Origin of the sequence: Enterococcus gallinarum (genome assembly GCF_021496385.1) — a bacterium.
In the GTDB taxonomy this organism is placed as follows: Bacteria; Bacillota; Bacilli; order Lactobacillales; family Enterococcaceae; genus Enterococcus_D; species Enterococcus_D gallinarum.
In genome coordinates, this window is record NZ_CP050816.1 from 1121959 (window position 1) to 1144286 (window position 22328).

The window sequence follows — 22328 nt, forward strand, 5'->3', positions numbered from 1 at the left end:
GACAAACGTTTTTGAACAAGTATGCCAGGGAGGAGCTGGGTAAATGGACAAGCAAACGAGTAATCAATCATGGTTTTATAGTACATTTTCAAATGACATCCAAAAAATGTTACTCGATGGAAAGCGGGTAGCAGCACTGATTGAAATTGACGCCAAGGAATATCCTCAAGGGTTTGTCAAATGTTCAGCTGGAACGCCTAATTGCAAATGTATCATTGGAGAAGATACGATTGACATAATCAAGTTGGGGGAAAACCATTGTTTGTTTATGAAAAAGCAGGAACAGGAACTATTTCACATAAGAAGAGCAGACTTGGAATATCTTTATTTAGAGATAAGAAGATTAGGAGCTGCGACTAATGGGTACCATTTCTTATTTTTAGATTTGAAAAGCAAGATAAATCCGAACCCGCTAAAATTTGCTATCAATTCTTTGAAACCATTTTTGCTGCTGTGGAATCATCCAGCTTTTGCAGCAATTGAAAAAAGGATAGACGATCGCTTAACTCCTTTACTAAATTGCAATGATTCAGATAGGATCCCTGACGAAATCAAAAGTAATAGAATCGATATTCCTTTAGTGACTGATCGAATAGAATAGAGACAGATTCAAATTAGTCCAAGTGTCAGGTGAAACCCGACTATCGCATTTTCATTGAAACAAGCAAAAAGACTGCGAAGAACCTTTAGAAAGGTTCTGTCGCAGTCGTTTTCTTGTATACCATAATCAGTTCACCATTTTCTGGATCTATGTGGTGGGTATGCCTAAAGCCAAAAGCGGTATAAAACGAAAAGATCGTTTTGTTCTCTTTGTGGGCACTTAAATAGATTTTTTCCACTGTCCAATGGCAGAAAAGATAGTCTAGGAGCAACGGCATAAATTTCTTGCCTAAGCCTAATTTTTGCCAATGCTGATCGATCATCAAGCGATCCAACCAAATACTTTGTTCTTGTTCGTTATAGGCACCGACCATTGCAAAGCCGACAATGGTTTCTTCTTTGTACAAAGCAAGCGGGACCCAATGCAAAGAAGTATCATATGCAGCTTCCAGCAAGGAGGTGGTGTTGTCTTCAATAAAAGTATGTTGGGATTCTGATACTTTTAAGGCAGCAATTGTACGCCAAGTAAACTGGGACACTTCTTCAATTCTGACTGTCATAGTGTATGTCCTTTCTTCCATTTTTTTTTAGTATAACGAAAGCTGTCTCAAAGAACAAATACAGTTGCCGCAATTAGCAGCTAGTCTTGCGTTAGGGGGAGAAGCCGGGCTGTACTTTTCGTATTTAATTTACTTTTTAGCAATAGTTTACTTTTTGTTTACTATTTCTTGTTACTATAGTATTGGCTCAGTTTTTATTATTCTGATAATCAAATTTTATTTTCTTTATTTAAAAAGGTAAGAAATCGGATCATTGCGTGTGCAAGGAAGAAAGAATTCACTCTTTCACAACTGACAGAAGGCATCGGTTGAAGTACCTATAAGTATGGGCTAAAATCGAAAAAAATAGACAGCACCTCCTTTCAATAAGAGGCGGACTACGTCGTGAAAACAGGCGATCCCAATTTTTTCAAAGAGAACACTTTAAATGATGGCTGCATAACTATGTTGAATCATCGCTATCAAAGAGAAGAGGAAAAGAATGACTATCAAGCAGCGTTTATTTATATCGCATATATTGATGATTATTGTCCCAGTTTTATTGAGCTTATTAGCTTCAGTGATTGCTTTTTTAATGGTCTGGCGTTATTTCTGGGGGCTAGATGAAGGAGCCATGATCAAGAATACCGAATTTCGTGCCCAGTATGCGACGGTTGAAAGTCTGGTGATCAAATGGGATACGGAGAAGACGACAGATGCAGAAGTAGTCGCCGACATGCAACATTTCAAAAAGACCAATCATAGCAAAAATATTGCATTGCTGGTTTATCGCGGCGATAAGCTAATTTCGTCTGTAGGGGAAGTAACAGATCAAAAAATGAAAGAAACTGCTCTTAAAGAAGAGGGAGAACATAGTTACTTAAAAGATCAAACCTTTCTTACGACATTTGATACCAGCAACTACAAGATTATCTTGATCAATTCAAATTATTACAATGATTTATATTATCAAGATCCATTATGGGATCGCGATTACAAAGCGATGTTGTCTCGGATCATCGTGTTAGTCGTGATTTTGATTTTGTCGATTATTTTTATTACTAGCCGTGTTCTGACGCGATATCTCACAAGAAGTATTACCGATCCTTTGGAATTATTGACTGTAGGTTTCTATAAAATCAGAGAAGGAGATCTGCAATATCAGATCCAGTATACGAAGCAAGATGAATTTTTACCGGTCTCAAAAGACTTCAACGGTATGGCACGTCAGCTGAAAGAAATGATGGATAATCAAAACAAACTGGAAACCAATCGTCGAGAATTGATCGCGGGTATTTCCCATGATCTGCGAACCCCACTGACTTCGATCAAAGCCTATGTCGAAGGACTAGAGAAGGGGATCGCTAATACACCTGCCATGCGGACCAAATATTTTACGATTGTAAAAAAGAAGATCGATGATTTGGACCAAGTGATTGCACAGCTTTTCTTGTTTTCTAAGTTGGATACCGGTGAATTTCCTTTCAATCTAGTGACAACTACTAGTAAAAAACTGATCGATGAATACATCGGCTTTATCCAGCAGGAATACGAATTGAACGGATTGACGATTCTATTGGAACCGACGGATCAAAACGTTTCGCTAGAAGTGGATCCAGTTCAGTTTCGTACAGTCTTAACAAATCTATTTGAAAATGCCCGCAAGTATGTGGATCGCAACGATAAACAAGTGGTCGTCTCTTATGAAGTAGTTGAGGAACAGTTTATCTTGTCGATCATTGATAACGGCAGCGGTGTTTCGGAAGAGAATTTGGAAGACTTGTTTGAACTTTTCTATCGCGATGACCGCTCAAGAACCAACCCGAGCAAAGGCAATGGCTTAGGCTTAGCGATTTCGAAGAAAATCATTGAAGGATTCAATGGAACGATTCAAGCGTATAACCATCCAGCAGGGGGATTAGCGATCGTTATCACCCTCCCAGTTAAATCAAAAAGGAAGTGATCGAAGTTGAGTGTACGAGTATTAATTATTGAAGACGATGAAGATATTTCAATGATCGAAAAAGATTTTTTAGAAATGGAAGGGTATGAAGTCCATATCGTTAACGACGGTTGTGTGGGCTATCATGAAGCATTGACGGAGAAATACCAATTGATCTTATTAGATGTGATGCTGCCAGGAATGGATGGACATGAGATTTGTCGAAACATTCGCGATAAAGTCGATATTCCAATCATTATGGTCACGGCCAAGTCAGAAGAATTAGAAAAGCTGCGAGGTTTAGGTATAGGTGCGGATGATTATATTTCGAAACCTTTTTCGCCAACCGAACTTGTCGCTCGGGTCAAAGCGAACATTGCACAATACAATCGGATCAAGCGCGGACAACAGACAGAAACTGTATCTAGTGAAATCGAATTAGGCGGTATCCGAATCAATTCACAAACGCATCGGGTTTACGTGGATGGAATCGAAGTTGACTGCAAGCATCGAGAGTATGAGTTATTGCTCTTTTTGATGGAAAATCCAGAGATCGTCTTCAGCAAAGAACAACTCTATGAAAAAATCTGGGGGATGGAAGCACTAGGCAACATCCGAACCGTCGCCGTCCATATCAATCGTTTAAGAGAAAAAGTCGAGGAAGATCCCACCAATCCACAATATATTCAAACCGTCTGGGGAGCAGGGTATCGCTTTAAGGCGTAACATTGCAGCAAAGTGGTTAGTTGCTGCCAAAAAATATAGCAGCAAGAATCTTTTTTCAGCATAGGTGCTGTTTAAAGAGATTCTTGCTTTTTTTTATGAAGAGATGACAATTTTGTTCGTGAAAGCCATTTTGTATTACAAAAATGTAAGCAGATTAAAAAAAAACTAATAAATGAAATAAAAAGTTTATCGCCAGTTTATAAATTGTTTAACATTTCAAGGTCAATTATTTACTCCTTCATTCTAGAATCAATATAGCAAGAAAAGGAGGGATTTGGTGAAACAACGAATCAAAAATGAACATGTGCGTCAAGCACTCTTCTTTGCAGGCAAAACCCTTTTTTATTTCTGTATCATTTTGATGCTGATTTATCTTTATCATTATAAAAACGTGCAAGGTGGCACCTTTATCTATAATGAATTTTAGGAGGAATGTTCATGAACGTGGTAAATATTGTGCAAGCCATTGAAGAATGGGCACAAAAGGATCCAGAGAGGATTGCCTACCGAGAAGATGACCTAACATATACTTATGGACAATTAGCAGCTCGATCCGACCAATTAGCTGCCTATCTCGAGGAAACTCTGGAAACTCGCGGACCGATCGTGGTTTATGGCGAGTTAGAATTTGACATGCTAACAGCCTTTTTGGCAGCTTCCAAAACAGGTCGGGCATATATTCCGATTGAAAGTACCACGCCAAAAGAGCGTATTGAATTGATCCTCTCTGTGGCTACGCCAGATTTGATCATTAGCGTAGCTGACTGGCAAGGTCCGGAAACAATGATTCCAATGCTAGAAATAAATCAATTGGAAGAAATCTATCAAAGCGGGCGTAATTTAGGCAACACAAAAGCGCTAGGGAAGGATGATATTTACTACATCATCTTCACATCAGGAACGACCGGCATCCCTAAAGGAGTTCAGATTAGTCATGGAAATTTATTGAGTTTCGTGCAATGGACATTGAAGGATTTTTCTTTACGCGAAGGGATGCATTATTTGGCACAGGCACCGTATTCCTTTGATCTCTCTGTCATGGGGTTATATCCAGCATTGACTTCTGGCGGCTGTTTGGTGCCTTTAAAAAAGGCGGTCATTAATGACTTCAAAACATTGTTTGGAACCTTGCCGCAATTGGCTATCAATGTTTGGATCTCGACACCTTCATTTATGAAACTATGTTTGATGGAAGAGACCTTTGACGGGATGCACGTTCCTCAGTTGGAACGTTTCTTATTCTGTGGGGAAGAACTACCAAAAAAAACCGCTCACGCACTGCTGGAACGTTTTCCAAATGCAAAAATCTACAATACCTATGGACCTACTGAAGCGACTGTTGCCGTATCCGGAGTGCAAATCACTGAAGAATTACTGGAGCAATATGATCGAGTGCCAATTGGGTATGTGAAAGAAGATTCAACGGTTTTCTTTATGGAAGAAGATCAACTAGTTCCTAAAGGGCAAGTAGGTGAAATCATCATTAGTGGTCCTAGCGTGTCAAAAGGGTATCTGAACAATCCCGAGAAAACAAAAGAGGCATTTTTTGTCCATGAAGGGCAACCAGCGTATCGAACCGGCGATAGTGGCAGAATGACGGAAGATGGTTTGTTGCATTATGAAGGGCGTCTTGATTTTCAAGTGAAGTTCCATGGGTATCGAATGGAATTAGAAGAGATCGACCATCATTTAAGCAATAGTTCGTGGGTCAAACAAGCCGTCGTAGTCCCTAAATATCAAGAAAAGAAAGTGGAACAGCTGATTGCTTATGTCGTTCCCGAAACGCACCCCTTCGAGAAAGAGTTCCAACTGACAAAAGCCATCAAATCTTCGCTGAGTGAAACGGTGATGGAGTATATGATCCCGCAGCGATTTATCTATGTTGAGCAGTTGCCTCATACGGCAAATGGCAAAATCGACCGCAAATGGCTGACAAATGAGGTGAATCCTTCATGAACCTGCAGCATATGATTCCTTATGCAAATCCCACCTATTTCATTTGGCTAATGGTAGGATTGCTTCCGATGATGCTTGTGCTGCTGTTCAAACAAAAGCGTTGGCAATGGTATCAAACGTTACTCACACTAGCGGTATTGTACGTAAGTTTTGGTGGTGAATATTGGCAACAGGGGCTGGCGCTGATCGGATACGTCGTGTATCAGACATTACTCGTCTATGGCTATTATCAGCATCGCCAACGAGCAAATACTTCAGGCGTCTTTTATGGTGCAGTGGTAGCAGCGATTTTACCATTGGCATTGAGCAAAGTCACCCCTTTCTTTGTTGGACATGCCTCATTGATTTATTTCTTGGGTATCTCTTATCTGACCTTTAAATCGGTGCAAATGATCATGGAGATACGGGATGGACTGATCAAAGAATACCATCCTTGGCGTTATATCCAGTTTCTACTATACTTTCCAACGATTTCTTCGGGGCCGATCGATCGGTATCGCCGCTTTGAGAAGGATCTGCTGAATCCGCCGACAAAAGAAGTGTATCTCGATTATTTAAACAAAGGAGTCGCCAAAATCATGCTAGGGCTCCTGTATAAGTTCATTCTTGGTTATTATCTCGGTCAAGTATTACTGCCGATCGTAACCAAAGAAGCCCTGCAAAATGGCTTGTTCTCTTGGGGAATGCTGGGTTATATGTATGTTTATAGTATGTATCTGTTCTTTGATTTTGCTGGCTATAGTTTGTTTGCGATTGGTGTCAGCAACTTCATGGGTTATGATACACCAGCTAACTTCAATAAACCTTTTCTGGCGCCTAATATCAAAGAATTCTGGAATCGTTGGCACATGAGTCTGTCTTTTTGGTTCCGAGACTATGTGTACATGCGTTTAATGTTCACACTGATCAAGAAGAAAGTTTTCAAAAGCCGTATCGTCGCATCCAATGTCGGCTATTTTGCCCTCTTTTTGTTAATGGGCATTTGGCATGGACTTACCTGGTATTACATTTTATACGGGGTATATCATGCGACATTGATTTGCGGAAATGATGCGTGGATCCGTTGGAAGAAAAAACAAGGAAATCTGCCATCGAACAACCTAACCAAAGCGGTGTCCACTGTATTGACCTTCCAAGCAGTTTGCTTTAGTTTTCTGATTTTCTCAGGAATCTTGGACAAATTATTCGTTAAATAAAAGGAGAAAAGAATATGACAACCAAAGAAGCAGTATTAGACATTTTAGAATCAGTTACAGGAAGTGATGAAGTAAAAGAAAACGAAACAATCGATCTTTTTGATGAAGGATTATTAGATTCATTAGGATCTGTTCAATTGCTGGTTGAACTAGAAGGGCAGTTAGGAATTGAATTTCCCGTATCGGAATTTGACCGGGCAGAGTGGAATACACCAGCAAAAATCATTGAGAAAGTCGACACGCTGCAAAGCCGATGATGAAAAAACGACTACTCACGGCTTTTGGACCGCTTCTTTGTGCGGGGATTCTTGTCGGGGTACTCTTCCTTGGCCCTTGGAAGATCAATAGCCACGATCCGAAAGTCATCGCTCAAGCGGCGACGGCAATGAATGATGCGGTGTTTCGCGGGGATCGTATCAAAAATGAGGCAATAGCAACAGGAAAATATGTCCCATTTTTTGGCTCATCCGAACTAAACCGTGTGAGTGCCACCCATCCTTCCGTATTGGCGCAGAAATATCAACGTTCTTATACGCCATTTTTGATTGGTGCACCTGGCACCCAGTCGCTGACCCAGTACGCCATCATTCAATCAATGGCGAAAGAATTAGCAGGGAAAAAAGCAGTCTTCATCGTTTCCCCTCAATGGTTCGTTCCTAAAGGGTTGAAAGGAGACTATTTCAACCATCATTATTCCGAACAGCATGTGTACGATTGGCTCTCTTCGTTAAAGAAAGTCTCTGACACCGATCAATACTATGCCGAACGTCTCTTAGACTATTCGAAAGTGAAAGAAAATAGCTTGACGGAACAAGTCTTGAATGAAGTGAAATCCGGTAAGATACCGACTGATTGGCAGAAAAAACAGATTGATCTGCAACGATCTATTTTGAAACGGGAAGATGAGCTTTTTAGTGGTCTTGGGTTGGGGCACAACTTGACTGACAAAATCACTGCTGCTGCAAAGAAATTACCTTCTACCTATAATCTCGCTCAAATAGAACAAGTAGCCGATAATGAAGGAAAAGCAGAAACGACTAATAATTCTTTAGGGATCAAGAATTCTTTTTACCAACATAATCTGCAAAGCCGCATAGATAAAATGAAAGGCTCTCAAAAGAAATGGGATTATCGTTTTGGACCAGAATATAGCGACTTTCAACTAGTACTGACAGAATTTGCTCGCAACAATGTGGATGTCTTATTTGTGATTCCGCCCATCAATCAGAAGTGGATGGATTATACCGGCTTGCCGCAAGAGGTGTTGTCCGGTTTTGACCAAAAGATTCGCTACCAGTTAAGAAGCCAGGGCTTCATGAATATCGCTGATTTATCAACGAAGGGCAATCAACCCTATTTCATGGAAGATACGATTCACTTAGGCTGGCGTGGCTGGTTGGCAGCAGATGAATACATTCAGCCATTCTTGGATTCCAAGGTCAAAGAAAAACCGTTGTATGAAATCAACCATTATTTTCTCTCCAAAAATTGGCAGCAAGAAGCACCAAAAGATATTCAGGGGAAATGAAAAAGGAGGACTGTTGGAGAATAGGAATGCTGGAGGCTTCATTCAATGAGTAGACATACGAAAAGACATGCAAAAAGACGCTCAAAAAGAAACGTTCAAAAACTATTGCTTGGGATTGATATCCTGGTAATCATTTGTGGTCTCATTGGCATCTACTACTTGTTTTTGCCAACGGAACCAACGGCTGCTTCTGATCATTCCAGTGAGCAAGTCGCACATTCCAGTACTGCCAGCAGCTCCTCCTCCAAAAAGGAGCAACCCGCAAACAAGAAACAGGACTTGTTGGATGCGGGAAACTATGACAATCTCATTAGTGACCAAGAAGTCGTCACAGCCGAAGGAGCCAGCTACGATCAGAAAATTCTTTCCAGTGGTTTTATTGGAAGTGCATTGGTTGTAAAAAACGGGAAAGTCCTGCTGCACAAAGGGTACGGATATGCTGACAAAGCAGCTGATGTCAAAAACACCCCGACAACATTATTCAATATTGGCTCGATGCAAAAAGGATTGACGGCGGTCTTGATCATGCGGGCAATTAAGGAAGGGAAACTATCCTTGACGGATACATTAGCGCGCTTTTATCCGTATATTCCAGGCGCTGCCAAGATTACGATTCAGCAAATGCTGCAGATGGCTTCCGGACTCAAACTTTCAGAAAATCCGCAAGGACTGGAAGACGTGCAACAGATCCTCGACTGGGATGCCACCCATGCTGTCTTATCCGGAACCCAAGGAACATTCAAATATAGTCCCATCAACTACAATTTACTGGCAGGTATTTTGACAAAAGTATCAGGAAAAAGTTATGATGCGTTGTTAACGGATTTTTTTATCAATAAGAATGGGTTGAAACAATCTTTCTTGTATAAAGCCTTTTTACAGCAGGATCATCCTACGGTCAATTACAAAACGGATGGCGAAGCAGATCCTTACGGGAACCCTAACAATATTTCCTCAGCCAACTTGGCAGCTGAGGTAGGAACTGGAAATCTCTATATGTCAGTTGGCGACTTGTATCGCTATTATGATTTATTATTGAATGGGAAACTGCTGGATAAAGCTTCACTGAAGCAAATGTGGCAACCAGCCGCTGGCGGGTCCTATGCCGCAGGTTTTTATGACAAAGGGACTTATTTTCGGGCTCATGGTGGTAAAGGAGGATTCGAATCGTTTGGGTTGTTTTCTAAAGACAACAAAACCAGCGTGATCCTACTATCCAATCGTGGACGTAAAAGCGACACAGAATTAATGAATCAACTCTATCATCCGCTTGCAAATGTTGATGCTTCTTTTTGATTGCGTCATTTTGCTCGTGCAAGCTTAGAGTTTTCAAGTAGGACACCCTCTGTTCCTAAAGACAAAAGCACATGCTTTCGTCGGGGCTGAGGGTGTCTTTTTTTAGTTTCTTTCAAAGGGGATCCTCACAGCAGTTTGTAATGATTCCAATGTATCTCTAGGGGCTAGATTAGAAGAATTTTAAAAAAGTAGGCAATTGCGTTTGAACTTCATTCTCAATTAGTCTAAAATAGTGAGAAAGAAAAGATACTGGAGGGAACAGAATGTCAGTTTTAGAAATCAAAAACCTGCATGTCCAAATTGAAGATAAAAAGATCTTAAAAGGTGTTGATCTTGTTTTAAAAACCGGTGAGATCCATGCCATCATGGGACCTAATGGGACAGGAAAATCTACCTTATCTGCGGCAATTATGGGAAACCCGAATTATGAAGTCACTGAAGGAGAAATCTTGTTCGATGGGGAAAATGTGCTGGAAATGGAAGTGGATGAGCGAGCACGTTTAGGTTTGTTCTTGGCGATGCAATACCCTAGTGAAATTCCAGGAATCACAAATGCTGAATTCATGCGAGCTGCTATCAACGCTAAACGGGATGAAGAGGACAAAATCTCTGTCATGGATTTTCTAAAGAAATTAGATCAAAAAATGGATCTATTGAACATGCCAGAAGAAATGGCAGAACGCTATTTGAATGAAGGTTTCTCTGGCGGGGAAAAGAAACGGAACGAAATCTTGCAATTATTGATGCTAGAACCAACATTTGCGATTTTAGATGAAATCGACTCTGGATTAGACATTGATGCCTTGAAAGTCGTCGCTAAAGGGGTCAATGAAATGCGCGGGGAAGGCTTTGGCGCGCTCATCATTACACACTATCAACGGTTGTTGAATTATATCACTCCTGACGTGGTACATATCATGATGGAAGGTCGCGTGGTAATGACGGGATCTGCTGATTTAGCGAAACGCCTGGAAGCTGAAGGCTATGCTGGAATCAGTAAAGAATTAGGGATCGACTACAAAGAAGAAGAAGCATAAGGAGGCAAGGCAAATGGCAAAATTACAGGATTATCTTGACCAAGTCAACGTGTTTTCAGCGTTGAAAGAAGAACCTGAATGGATGTTGGAACTCCGCCAAGCAGCCCTTGCAAAAGTGGATGAACTCCCGTTTCCAAAAATTGAACGGGTCCGTTATGAACGCTGGCCTTTGTTTAATATCAATGAAGCAGCACTTGTCGGTGAACAAGAATTCTCTGGCGTGATTGATCCAGCGGCAGCAGGATTGGGGGCAGTTCCATCCTTTGATGCAATGGATAGCCATCCAACGGTTGTTCAGTTTGATGAAACAACGGTCTTTGAACAATTACCGCAACATCTAGTGGATCAAGGTGTCATTTTTACGGACTTGTTTACCGCAATGAGAGAAGTACCAGAACTCGTCAATCAATACTATATGACTAAAGCAGTCCCAATGGATGAAGACAAAATGACTGCGGCCCATGCGGCATTTATGAATAGTGGTTTATTTTTATATGTACCCAAGAATGTCATCATTGAAGAACCACTAGAAGCAATCTTCTATCATAATGGCAATAGCCAAGCGCATTTCTTCAAGCATGTCTTGATCGTAGCAGATGAGCACAGTGAATTCAGCTACTTGGAACGTTTCCAAACCAAAGGGGATCAAGCCAAAAAGCTATCTGGAAATATCGTTGTAGAAGTGATCGCCAAAGCAGGGGCTAAAGTCAAATTCTCAGCTATTGATCAATTGGGGGTCAATATCACTACCTATATGAATCGACGAGGCTATGTCTTACGAGACGCTATGGTTGATTGGGCGATTGGTGTCATGAATGACGGCGATGTGATTGCTGACTTTGATTCAGACCTCGTTGGCGAAGGGGCCCATTCTGAAGTAAAAGCTGTTGCTATCAGTGCTGGTCGGCAAACACAAGGGATCGATACGCGAGTGACAAATAAAGCACCACATTCGATCGGCCACATTTTGCAACATGGTGTCATTAGAGAACGCGGCGTCTTGACCTTCAACGGTATCGGACATATTTTAAAAGGAGCCAAAGGTGCCGATGCCCAACAAGAAAGTCGGGTCTTGATGTTGTCTGACCAAGCTCGTGGCGATGCCAATCCGATTCTATTGATTGACGAACATGAAGTTACGGCAGGACATGCTGCCAGTGTGGGTCGTGTCGATCCAGAAGAAATGTACTACTTGATGAGTCGCGGCTTGCGCAAGGAAGAAGCAGAACGCTTAGTGATTCGCGGATTTCTGGGATCTGTCTTAACGGCCATTCCTGTGAAAGAAGTGCAACAAGAACTGGTGGCTGTTATTGAAGGGAAGTTACTTGCATGATCGATGCCCAAAAAGTGAAACAAGCGTTTCCTATCTTGGATCAAATCGTCAATGATGAGCCATTAGTCTATCTTGATAATGCTGCCACCACCCAAAAGCCGGAAGCCGTTTTGAAGACGATCGCTGCCTATTATCATCAAGACAATGCCAACGTTCACCGCGGCGTTCATACATTGGCGGAACGGGCGACCCATTCTTATGAAGCCGCGCGGGAAAAAGTTCGCCATTTTATTCAGGCCAAAGAAACCGCCGAAGTGTTGTTCACTCGTGGTACGACGACAAGCCTGAATTGGGTAGCCCGCAGTTTTGGGGATCAATTTGTCAATGAAGGTGATGAGATCGTGATCTCTTACATGGAGCACCATTCCAATATCATCCCATGGCAACAACTGGCAAAACGCAAGAAAGCGATTCTGAAATATATCCAATTGACGCCAGAAGGTATCCTTGACATGGATGATGCACGTCAACAGATCACGGATAAAACAGCGGTGGTTGCCATTGCTCATGTCTCAAATGTTCTTGGTGTGATCAATCCAATTGCTGAGTTAACGCAACTAGCCCATCAACACCAAGCCGTGATAGTAGTAGATGGCGCCCAAGCAGTTCCCCATATGTCAGTTGATGTCCAAGCATTAGATTGTGACTTCTATGCTTTTTCTGGTCATAAAATGTGCGGCCCGACCGGCATTGGTGTCTTATATGGCAAACGTTATTGGTTAGATCAGATGGAGCCAGTGGAATTTGGCGGCGAAATGATTGATTTCGTTCATCTTCAAGAAAGCACGTGGAAAGAATTGCCATGGAAGTTTGAAGCAGGTACCCCAAACATAGCTGGCGCCATCGGGCTAGGGGCAGCGGTAGATTACTTGAGTGAACTTGGGTTAGCGGCCATCCATCAACACGAGGCTGAACTGGTCGCTTATGTTTTGCCAAAATTGCAAGCCATTGATGGACTGACGATTTATGGTCCACAAGAAGCAGCCAAACGAACAGGTGTCATCGCTTTTAACATCGACGGGATTCATCCCCATGATGTAGCGACTGCATTAGACATGGAAGGTGTCGCTGTCCGTGCCGGTCATCATTGTGCACAACCCCTCTTAAACTATTTGCACGTACCGGCGACTGCACGTGCCAGCTTTTACCTGTATAATACAAGAGAGGACGCCGATCGATTGGTTGACGCCATCAAGTTAACAAAGGAGTTTTTCCAACATGGCATTAACGAAATTAGATAATTTATACCGACAAGTCATATTAGATCATTCCAGTCACCCCCATCATCGCGGAACACTGGGAGATTCTACCTATAAAGTCGAATTGAATAATCCCACTTGTGGCGATGTGATTCATTTAGAACTCGCCGTTGAAGGGGAGACCATCAAAGACGTGGCATTTACCGGTGAAGGCTGTTCTATCAGCACTGCCAGTGCTTCAATGATGGGAGATGCAGTGATCGGCAAAACATTGACCGAAGCTGGAGAATTGTCAGGTTTATTTTCTGAATTGGTCCAAGGTCATACTGTTTCTGACAGTGACCGTCTAGGTGATGCTTCAATGCTAGGAGGAGTGGCTAAGTTCCCCGCGCGGATCAAATGTGCCACCCTTGCATGGAAAGCATTGGAAAAAGCGATCGCCGACGATACCCAACAATCAGATGTGGAACACAGACACTCGGAAACCGATGAGCATCAAGTAGAGTAGATTGCAGCAAAACAAAGGAGTGAGAACCATGGGTGTACCCGAATTAGAAGAATATAAATTTGGCTTTCACGATGACGTGCAGCCCGTATTTAGTACCGGTGAAGGCTTGACCGAAGACATCGTCCGTGAAATCTCACGGGTCAAACAAGAACCAGAATGGATGTTGGAATTCCGATTGAAGTCATTAGAAGCCTTCAACAAAATGCCCATGCAAAACTGGGGACCGGATCTGTCCGACATCGATTTCGATGCCATCAAATATTATCAAAAACCTAGCGACAGCCCAGCTCGAGACTGGGATGATGTACCAGAAAAAATCAAAGAAACCTTTGAACGAATCGGAATTCCCGAAGCAGAACGTGCCTATTTAGCCGGGGCTTCGGCACAGTATGAATCAGAAGTCGTTTACCATAACATGAAAGAAGAGTTTGAAAAGTTAGGCATCATCTTTACCGATACCGATTCAGCCTTGAAAGAATACCCAGAGATCTTCAAGCAATACTTTTCAAAATTAGTACCGCCAACCGATAACAAATTGGCTGCACTGAACTCAGCTGTTTGGTCCGGTGGAACCTTTATCTATGTACCAAAAGGCGTCCGCGTTGACGTACCGCTGCAAACCTATTTCCGGATCAATGCCGAAAACACCGGTCAGTTCGAACGAACATTGATTATCGTTGATGAAGGTGCCAGCGTCCACTATGTGGAAGGCTGTACCGCACCAACCTATTCCAGTAATAGTTTGCATGCAGCTATCGTCGAAATTTTCACCTTGAAAGATGCCTACTGCCGTTATACAACCATCCAAAACTGGTCCGACAATGTCTATAACCTCGTAACCAAACGAGCAAAAGCATTGGAAGGCGCCACAGTCGAATGGATCGACGGCAACTTAGGTGCCAAAACAACCATGAAATATCCAAGTGTCTATCTCGATGGCAAAGGCGCCCGCGGTACGATGCTCTCCATTGCATTTGCCGGTGCGAACCAAATCCAAGATACAGGTGCTAAAATGATCCACAACGCACCAAACACTTCCAGCTCCATCGTCTCGAAATCTATTTCAAAAGACGGCGGCGCCGTAAACTATCGTGGACAAGTCACCTTCGGCAAGAAGAGCGCTGGCTCTATCTCTCACATCGAATGTGACACTATCATCATGGATGATCTATCGAAATCCGATACCATTCCATTCAATGAAATCCACAACAGCCAAGTATCATTAGAACACGAAGCAAAAGTCTCAAAAATCTCAGAAGAACAACTCTACTACCTCATGAGCCGCGGCCTATCCGAAAGCGAAGCCACCGAAATGATCGTCATGGGCTTCGTCGAACCATTCACCAAAGAACTACCAATGGAATACGCCGTCGAGCTAAACCGATTGATAAGTTATGAGATGGAAGGGTCTGTGGGTTAATAACTATTTCATTGCTCGAAACGTTGATATTAAAGCGTTTCGAGCGTTTTTTTATTTGTATTTTAATGGTTGGCTACGTTTTTGGCTACGTTTGGAATTATTCGCCCATAAATTTTGCAAATCGGTCACCAGTTTTCTTAACAGATTGTGGTGTGACATGAGCATAGATATTCATGGTAGTTTTAATATCTTTATGACCTAATCGTTCCTGTACTTCTTTTATCGACGCACCACTTTCAAACAATAAGCTACAGTGGGTATGCCTAAATCCATGTGGAGTAATTTGAGGCTCCATCGGTGTCTTTTTGTAAATCCAGTCTAACCAATCGTTTACTACTTGGGGGTAGTACAACTTGTTTGTGTTTGTAGTAAAAAGAAACTGTTTTGGTGAATTCGTGTTATAGCCATATAAGATCATTATTTTCATTTGTTCTTGTTGCCAAATACGCAGTTGTTTAAGTGTAAAATCATCAAGCTGAATCGTTCTTGATGAATTTTTAGTTTTAGGTACTTGTAGAACTACTTGATTAAACTCGTCTTGAGCGATAGTTTTACCAATTGTTATTGTTTTATTGAAATAGTCTATATCTTCCCATTGAAGCGCCAATGCTTCGCTTTTACGCATTCCTGTATAAGCTAATAAACGGAAAAAAGTGTACAGTTTAACTGAATTATTTTCTTTAGTATTCTGTAAAAACAGTTGTAATTGATCTTTCGTGTAAAACTTCAAGGGTTGTTCTTCTTCAATTTTTCTTGGAAGCAATGTTTTAGACATAGGATTATCCTTACAGACTTCCATTGCTACTCCAAATTTAAATATTTGAGCAGTTGTTTTTCTCAAGAAACCATATTGTTTTAATGTTTTGTGCCACTCATTCACCTGTTTTTGACAATAACTAACACTTATTTTATCCAATCGTAATTCCCCAAAAGCAGGTAATATATGGTTCTTGCAAAAACGTTGAGCAACGGCAACAGAAGACGGTTTTACTCTTGTTCTGTAGTTATCAATCCATAATTCATACAACTCTTGAAAAGTTGTAACATTTATTTTAAACTCTTGTTTTTCTTTAAAGTCTACAAGTAGTCTATTAAGTGCTGTTTGCGCCTCAGCTTTTGACTTGAATCTTCTACGCTTTGTACGTATATCTTTTCCAGTCTTGGGATCTTTTCCTAAATAAGTTTCAAATCCCCAATATTTTTCGCCATTTTGTAATTTATAACAAAAAAATGTTGCCATTTGATTCTCTCCTTACTTCATGATTGCAGGTAGAGAAGTTATTTGAAGAATCAATTGTTTTTAAATTTATCGTGATTATTAGTTAGAAATGTTGCGATTATACTATTTTTCTCATATGGAAAATTGTATTTTTTGCTAAGATCAGAAATGAATTTTTCTGTTTCAAATTGGTTTTTAGTAATTTTATAAAAGAAATCCTCGACAGATGAATACTCTGAAATATCTTGATAGGCTAAGTCCATTTCGTCTAATAGCTGTTTTAAAGAATCAATCAGTGTTTCTTTTTCACCGTATTTGAAATCACCATTTCTTATTTTGTCTTGAAGTTTACTGTTGGCTCTTTTGAAAAATAACTCTTTAGAGATAGAGTGTTTCTGACTAGCGTACTCTTCGATAAGAGGATTGATATTATTAGCAAGTATCTCATTTAGATAAATTTCAAAATCTTTTGAGTAATATTTTGTAAATATATTTTTTATTATAGGATTCAATAACTCATAGTCTTTATTTAGCGAAAACGTATTACTATATCTTTCTTGAATGTCATTAAAGACTTTGTGAGGTATCTCTGGGAAGTCTTTAATATATAGTTCATACCCTGAATCTTTAAGGTATGAAGCTATGTATTCTTCCAAAGTTCCCCATTTAATCCAGTCGATAGTTTTGTTACTTAATTCAGCAATTTTAATTAATCTTTCTTTGTTGGGAAGGGAGAATCCTCGTTCCCAATTGTTAATATTTCCTTTTTGAGCATTTCCAATTAAATCTGCAAATTGTTCCATAGTCATTCCAAAATTAGAACGAATTGATTTAATTCTTTTACCTGTTTCAACAGGATTTGGTTTCATACAATCACCTCTCTTATGGAATTTGGTTTCATTATATATCAAGTAACAAAAAAAGACAAAAAAACAATTGACATTAATAGGAGACGATAGTATATTAATGGTGTAAATTGTTACTTTTTGTTACTTCGCGATATTTTGTAACAAAAAGTAATAATTTGTTAGGTAGAGAAGTTATAGAACAATCAAAAAGGAGAGGTTTTTGTGGAAGCAATAAAATTAATGATCTCAGAAGAGCAGGAGGAAATGTTTCTAAAGCAGTTTTATCAGATTGCTACAAAAGCGATTGAGAAGGCTCAAGAAAATGCGGGTATGACAAGAGAATATCTAAATCAAAAGGAAATGGCAGAATACTTAAATGTGAGCGAAAACTTTTTAAAAAATGCTGTGAGAAATGAGGGATTGCCCGTCGTTGAATTAGGGGCAAGAAAATTTTATTCGAAAAAGGCAGTTAATGAGTTTATGTTTGCTCGAATGAAGAGAGGTGAAAGTTTTGAGAGAAGATGAAATAGCAAATTTAGTATTGAAAAGAATTGAAAAAAATATATAAAAGAGTGCTCCCGATAGTTTGGCGACCACAGGAAGCACTCGACAATAAAGTTCTGAGAAAACTTTATTTATAGCTATTATATCAAAAAGAAGGTGAAAAGGTGTTTTCTTCTGGAAATGTTGTAGTTGACAAACTTAGAGAAATAAATTTTGACGGAAATGTAATTCCACATTCGTGGTACGGTCAATTAAGAAAAAAAACGAAAAAAGGCGTTGAGAAGCCCTATTTGAATGCAATAGTTATCTTAGCAGAAATTACTTACTGGTACAGACCCCAAAAAATTTTTAACGATGAGGGCCAGTTAATTGGATATAAAAAGAAATTTATTGAAGATATTTTGCAAAAATCATATAAGCAATTAAGCAAAAAAACAGGACTATCAGAAAGAGCTATAAAAGATGCAATTGTGTACTTAGAGAAAAAGGGAATTATCAAAAGAGTTTTTAGAAATATTTATTATGAGCAAAGAGCAGTTACATTATCAAATGTTATGTACATTGTTTTAAATGTACATAAATTGATAGAAATTACTTTTCCTGCTTTAGATCGTGAAAAAAAGGAGTATGTGTCGAAAATCCGTCAGAGGGTTATCGAAAAAAAGAGATATGTCTCTTTAAAAAAAGGTAGAGGTATGTACAAATTCGTATATACGTATACAAAGACTACTTCACAGAACACATCAAAGACTACTCCCGTTATGGAAGAAGAGGATATTAATATAAAGAGGATTTACAGTAAGATTAGTGTTCTTTATGAAGCAAATAACGAAGATGGTCGAAAATTATTTCAAGTGTATCACTATTTGAAAAACGCTAATGTAGACATAAAAGATATCAGAAAAATCATTGAATTTTTATATGAAAATACTCAGTATCTTAACGCTCAATGCATTATAACACAACATAAAGCATGCGTTTTTCAAGCAAAAACAGATCAAGGACTATTCGATTACACAAAGTTTTTTCTAAAGGGACTTCAAATTAGATATAAAAATCAGCTTCTAGAAAATATAGAAACTACAGATCAATTCAATAAAGCCTTCGGAATTAAAGAGTTACCTAAAATCCCTATGCATAATTGGTTAGAAGGAGAAAAAACATGATTAAAAATCGTCTAATAGATCAAATATGGTGTCTTGATCAAAACACAGATACTCTCGAACTAATCGAGAGTATCTGCTTCAATACTGTAGTTCTCGATTTAAGATCTGAAAATGACAAATGTGTAACTCACATCATAATTGACAGAAAAACAGCTCAGAAGCTTTCTGAGAGCCTAAAAAAATGGGCTGAGGGAGGTAACAATGAAGGTAATTAAGAGTAAAATTAATTGGTTGTCGATTAGTTTTCTTATTCTAACAGCTATGATTATTTTTACGAGTAACGTTGCAGAAGGCAGTATTTTCAACTGGTTTGATGATACTGAGAGTCAAACTGAGTTTTTAACTAATCCACTTTATCAGAATTATTTGAAAAAATATAACGGAAATTTTTACAGCCAGTTCGGTATGTGGATAGGCTGGTCTGTTATAAAATCAATGTTCGCTGTTGTCGATGGCATTCAAAATATGATTCCCGAGGTTTTAGATTTGTTTAGCTTTGTAGAAAGTACCGGATTGAACAAAGTCTATCAGTCAGTTTTAAATACAATTGTTATTGGATTGATGGTACTCTCACTAATGATTATTGGTTATAAAATGATTACAGGTAAAGGAACGGTTGATCTAAAATCAGTTGGAATGAATGTTGTAATGTCAGTAGCATTGATTCTTTTAATGCCGACTTTGATTCACAGTGGAATAGAGTTTTCTAAAACATTTTATAATGATACGACTACGATTACAAATTCGGACGAAGGCGTGGCGTGGTCGCTGATTGAACAAGGGGTCACTGATTTAGCTTATATCAATAAAACAGATCAGTATTCAATGATTAACAAAACGAATGACCGGAATAATCTAACAAAAGAAAATTTTTGGAAAACGGATCTTACGCAAGTATTGACAGATAATGTAATTGATAAAATGGAAAAAGAGAACCCAACAGCTGATAACCTGCGTTATGAATTAGTTGAAAATTCTGATAATGAATTTGTTGCTACTAAATTTTCAGATAATTTTTTGTCAACCTTTGTTGATGGTATCAAATCAGGATATTATCGCTATCAAGCGAATTTGTGGGGAATTTCATTTGGATTGATTGCTTTAGCAGTAGCGTATGTTTTTAGTGCTTTCATTATAATTACAGCAATACTCGAGTTAGCATTTAAACGTGTACTTGGAGTTTTGGTATTTGCTACTGACTTAGAGACAGGTCAACGATCAAAACAAGTTTTGTCAGATATTTTACAGTGTTATTTGACAGTCGGATTTCAAGGGTTCGGATTGTCTATGTTTGCAATGTTTGTCAATTATCTAAATGCTGGTGAAGGTATCTCAACAAATATCTTTATAAAAACAATTGCTTATATCTGTGCTGTGTTTGTTTTAATCAAAGGCAGTGGAACAGTCATGCGTTACTTTGGTGTGGATATTGGACTCAAAGAAGGCTATGGGCAACTTGCTTCTGCTTTTGGCATGGGTGCAATGCTGTTTCGTAAAGGAACAGGTGGTATGAACCGATCTAAAGGTGGGAAAAATAGTGGTGGAAACGATCAAGCGGAAGGAGAAGAACGAAAACCTGAACGCAACTTTGGTCAATCACTTTCTCAAAAAGCTAATAAAACGGGGAAAACGCTTGGGTATGCTCGTGAACGTGGATTATCAGGCTTAGCTTCGGATGGAGCTACAATGGCTAGTGAAAGAGCAACAAAACCATTTAAGAGTATGCGTGATATGGCTAATGATACCAAGAATAAATTTAAAGAAGGTTTAGATGATGGTACCATGTCCGCTATTAATAAAAATAGCAAACCTATAGTAGCTAAAAACAAAGAAGATGAAACTGGAAAATATGCTGATAGCATGCCAACACGTCTTTCGGATAGAAAAGATGGGGCTAAGATTGAGAATGTCGATAGAATTATGTCTAGTTCTGAACGTATGCGTGAAGCAATGAAAAATAACGCTGAATCAAATAATAATCATGCAAGTGCAATTCAGCAAAAAGTTCAACAAGATATTGAAGAACGTAAAAATGCTATGCACGGTCAAGCTAAGTCTGCTGAAGAATTAATTAATCAGAAGCGACAGGAAGCAAAATACACGCCTGAAGCAATGAATCGTGAGGAAATGTTAAGGAAACGTGTAGAAGGGCGTACAGGCGCTAATATGGACGAAAAAGAAGCGTTAACCAAAGAAAGAATCCAAGAAGCTAAAAATTCAAATACCGGATTAGAAAAATCGGTCAAAGAAAATCTACAAAATTCTACAAATAGTCAAGCTAGGCGCTCAGTAGATGTTCGAGAAAACTTACAGAATACTACAAGTAGTCAAAGTGGAAATCGAACAGTAGATGTTCGAGAAAACTTGCAAAATACTACAAGTAGTCAAAGTGGAAATCGAACAGTAGACGTACGAGAAAATGTACAAAGTAGTGCGCCAAATCAACCAAAAACGGTAGAAGTACGTGAAACAAGAGCTGAAGCAAGTCAGGGAGATAAGACGCAAAAAATAAATATTGTCGAGGAACGAAAAGAAAGACCTAACGAAAAAGTGATTGTAGAACAAGAAGTGAAGGAGAAGAAACGTCAACGATTTACTTATGAAAATAATCCACTGTTTCAGGATATTTCTGATAAACCGAATCCACTTTTCGATAATCTATTTAAAAAATAAAGAGGTGATTTTCTTGCAATTAATTCTACAGATTAGTACACATGATTTCTTAGAACTTGACGAATTATGTGAATCAGTAAAGAAAGCAACAAATGAAAAAATCACGGTCACAAATTATATTGAACTGATGATTCAAGAAGAATTAAAGATGAAAAATGAGCTTATGAATGAACTTAGACACATACAAAAAGGAGCATAAAAAATGGCAAGGAAAAAACAAAAATCAATTGCAGATTTGAAAAAAGAACTCGCCGAGTTGGAGAGAAAGCTTTATCCTGAATTGGGAAAGTTTGTCTATGAAAAAACAGGAATTTCATCAGTAAAAGAGTTTGAAGAAACTTTTGAAATTAATCAAAAAGGTACTCGAGAAAAATGGCAGAAGGCGGTAAATTTCGCGAATAGCGAATTTACCCTAGTGCATGAATTTCTTGCAAGCGATCAATTGATGGAAACGAAGTTCCAACAATTTTTGAGAAGAAAAGGAGAGACAGCGTATCGAATTTTCTATCGAGAAGAGGCGCAAGAAGAAAGTGTTAGGTAGCTGATTTATCGGCTATCTAGTCACGATAAAATGCGGAGCATGAGGGTGCTCGTAGGGAGTTTACTCCCTCGACAAGCGGGGAAGGGTTCCCTTTCCC

At 39.3% G+C, this 22328-nt stretch carries 23 protein-coding genes; 20 read left to right on the top strand and 3 right to left on the bottom strand.

Annotated features, from left to right (window positions below):
• Positions 1 to 43 precede the first annotated feature (43 nt).
• Entirely contained in the window at positions 44 to 601 is a 558-nt protein-coding gene (locus tag HED61_RS05430; protein WP_003128291.1) for a hypothetical protein, read from the top strand.
• A gap of 85 nt (positions 602 to 686) precedes the next feature.
• Here the strand turns inward: HED61_RS05430 and HED61_RS05435 are convergent, their stop codons facing one another.
• On the bottom strand, positions 687 to 1160 hold the full coding sequence (locus tag HED61_RS05435; RefSeq protein ID WP_021150510.1) for a GNAT family N-acetyltransferase: 474 nt from the start codon (positions 1158 to 1160) through the stop codon (positions 687 to 689).
• Positions 1161 to 1641: 481 nt separating this feature from the next.
• Between HED61_RS05435 and HED61_RS05440 the strand changes: the two genes are divergently transcribed.
• From HED61_RS05440 to sufB, 13 genes are all read left to right on the top strand, one after another.
• Positions 1642 to 3102, top strand: a complete 1461-nt coding sequence (locus tag HED61_RS05440; RefSeq protein WP_003128293.1) for a HAMP domain-containing sensor histidine kinase — start codon at positions 1642 to 1644, stop codon at positions 3100 to 3102.
• Positions 3103 to 3108: 6 nt separating this feature from the next.
• A complete protein-coding gene (locus tag HED61_RS05445) occupies positions 3109 to 3807 on the top strand; it encodes a response regulator transcription factor (RefSeq protein WP_003128294.1) in 699 nt (232 codons plus the stop codon).
• 289 nt (positions 3808 to 4096) lie between these two features.
• Complete coding sequence (locus HED61_RS05450) at positions 4097 to 4234, top strand: teichoic acid D-Ala incorporation-associated protein DltX (protein ID WP_029486349.1); 138 nt, start codon at positions 4097 to 4099, stop codon at positions 4232 to 4234.
• 11 nt (positions 4235 to 4245) lie between these two features.
• Positions 4246 to 5763, top strand: coding sequence for a D-alanine--poly(phosphoribitol) ligase subunit DltA (gene dltA, locus HED61_RS05455; protein ID WP_219645193.1), 1518 nt, complete (start codon positions 4246 to 4248; stop codon positions 5761 to 5763).
• Entirely contained in the window at positions 5760 to 6959 is a 1200-nt protein-coding gene (gene dltB, locus HED61_RS05460; protein WP_081131892.1) for a D-alanyl-lipoteichoic acid biosynthesis protein DltB, read from the top strand. Before dltA ends, dltB begins: the two co-directional genes overlap by 4 nt.
• A 14-nt stretch (positions 6960 to 6973) precedes the next feature.
• Positions 6974 to 7216 (top strand): D-alanine--poly(phosphoribitol) ligase subunit DltC, encoded by a 243-nt coding sequence (gene dltC / locus HED61_RS05465; RefSeq protein ID WP_081131893.1) that lies wholly within the window; start codon positions 6974 to 6976, stop codon positions 7214 to 7216.
• The gene (gene dltD / locus HED61_RS05470; protein ID WP_113849208.1) at positions 7213 to 8487 is read left to right on the top strand and encodes a D-alanyl-lipoteichoic acid biosynthesis protein DltD; all 1275 of its coding nucleotides are present in this window, start codon (positions 7213 to 7215) and stop codon (positions 8485 to 8487) included. The genes dltC and dltD overlap by 4 nt, the downstream gene beginning before the upstream one ends.
• Before the next feature lie 45 nt (positions 8488 to 8532).
• Entirely contained in the window at positions 8533 to 9783 is a 1251-nt protein-coding gene (locus HED61_RS05475) for a serine hydrolase domain-containing protein (protein WP_081131895.1), read from the top strand.
• Between the two features lie 263 nt (positions 9784 to 10046).
• Positions 10047 to 10820 carry a Fe-S cluster assembly ATPase SufC gene (gene sufC, locus HED61_RS05480; protein ID WP_003128303.1) on the top strand — a complete coding sequence of 258 codons (774 nt, stop codon included), beginning with the start codon at positions 10047 to 10049 and terminating at the stop codon, positions 10818 to 10820.
• Positions 10821 to 10833: 13 nt separating this feature from the next.
• Positions 10834 to 12153: a Fe-S cluster assembly protein SufD gene (gene sufD, locus HED61_RS05485; protein ID WP_003128304.1), complete on the top strand. Its 1320-nt coding sequence runs from the start codon at positions 10834 to 10836 to the stop codon at positions 12151 to 12153.
• A complete protein-coding gene (locus HED61_RS05490; protein ID WP_103300112.1) occupies positions 12150 to 13394 on the top strand; it encodes a cysteine desulfurase in 1245 nt (414 codons plus the stop codon). The genes sufD and HED61_RS05490 overlap by 4 nt, the downstream gene beginning before the upstream one ends.
• A complete protein-coding gene (sufU, locus tag HED61_RS05495; protein WP_003128306.1) occupies positions 13372 to 13860 on the top strand; it encodes a Fe-S cluster assembly sulfur transfer protein SufU in 489 nt (162 codons plus the stop codon). Before HED61_RS05490 ends, sufU begins: the two co-directional genes overlap by 23 nt.
• A gap of 28 nt (positions 13861 to 13888) precedes the next feature.
• Entirely contained in the window at positions 13889 to 15280 is a 1392-nt protein-coding gene (sufB, locus tag HED61_RS05500) for a Fe-S cluster assembly protein SufB (protein WP_005470231.1), read from the top strand.
• Positions 15281 to 15377: 97 nt separating this feature from the next.
• On the opposite strand, the gene HED61_RS05505 is transcribed toward sufB, so the two are convergent.
• Positions 15378 to 16520: a tyrosine-type recombinase/integrase gene (locus HED61_RS05505; RefSeq protein ID WP_002337874.1), complete on the bottom strand. Its 1143-nt coding sequence runs from the start codon at positions 16518 to 16520 to the stop codon at positions 15378 to 15380.
• 50 nt (positions 16521 to 16570) lie between these two features.
• Entirely contained in the window at positions 16571 to 17368 is a 798-nt protein-coding gene (locus HED61_RS05510; RefSeq protein ID WP_010778236.1) for a helix-turn-helix domain-containing protein, read from the bottom strand.
• 201 nt (positions 17369 to 17569) lie between these two features.
• Here HED61_RS05510 and HED61_RS05515 point away from each other — a divergent pair, with 201 nt between their 5' ends.
• From HED61_RS05515 to HED61_RS05540, 6 genes are all read left to right on the top strand, one after another.
• Entirely contained in the window at positions 17570 to 17872 is a 303-nt protein-coding gene (locus HED61_RS05515) for a helix-turn-helix domain-containing protein (protein ID WP_002313373.1), read from the top strand.
• 269 nt (positions 17873 to 18141) lie between these two features.
• Positions 18142 to 19017, top strand: a complete 876-nt coding sequence (locus tag HED61_RS05520) for a hypothetical protein (protein ID WP_025480856.1) — start codon at positions 18142 to 18144, stop codon at positions 19015 to 19017.
• A complete protein-coding gene (locus HED61_RS05525) occupies positions 19014 to 19232 on the top strand; it encodes a BRCT domain-containing protein (protein WP_002337871.1) in 219 nt (72 codons plus the stop codon). Before HED61_RS05520 ends, HED61_RS05525 begins: the two co-directional genes overlap by 4 nt.
• On the top strand, positions 19219 to 21690 hold the full coding sequence (locus HED61_RS05530) for a pLS20_p028 family conjugation system transmembrane protein (RefSeq protein WP_100970559.1): 2472 nt from the start codon (positions 19219 to 19221) through the stop codon (positions 21688 to 21690). Before HED61_RS05525 ends, HED61_RS05530 begins: the two co-directional genes overlap by 14 nt.
• A 13-nt stretch (positions 21691 to 21703) precedes the next feature.
• Positions 21704 to 21889 (top strand): hypothetical protein, encoded by a 186-nt coding sequence (locus HED61_RS05535; RefSeq protein ID WP_100970558.1) that lies wholly within the window; start codon positions 21704 to 21706, stop codon positions 21887 to 21889.
• Positions 21890 to 21892: 3 nt separating this feature from the next.
• Positions 21893 to 22231 carry a hypothetical protein gene (locus HED61_RS05540; protein WP_047632220.1) on the top strand — a complete coding sequence of 113 codons (339 nt, stop codon included), beginning with the start codon at positions 21893 to 21895 and terminating at the stop codon, positions 22229 to 22231.
• Positions 22232 to 22328: the final 97 nt, after the last annotated feature.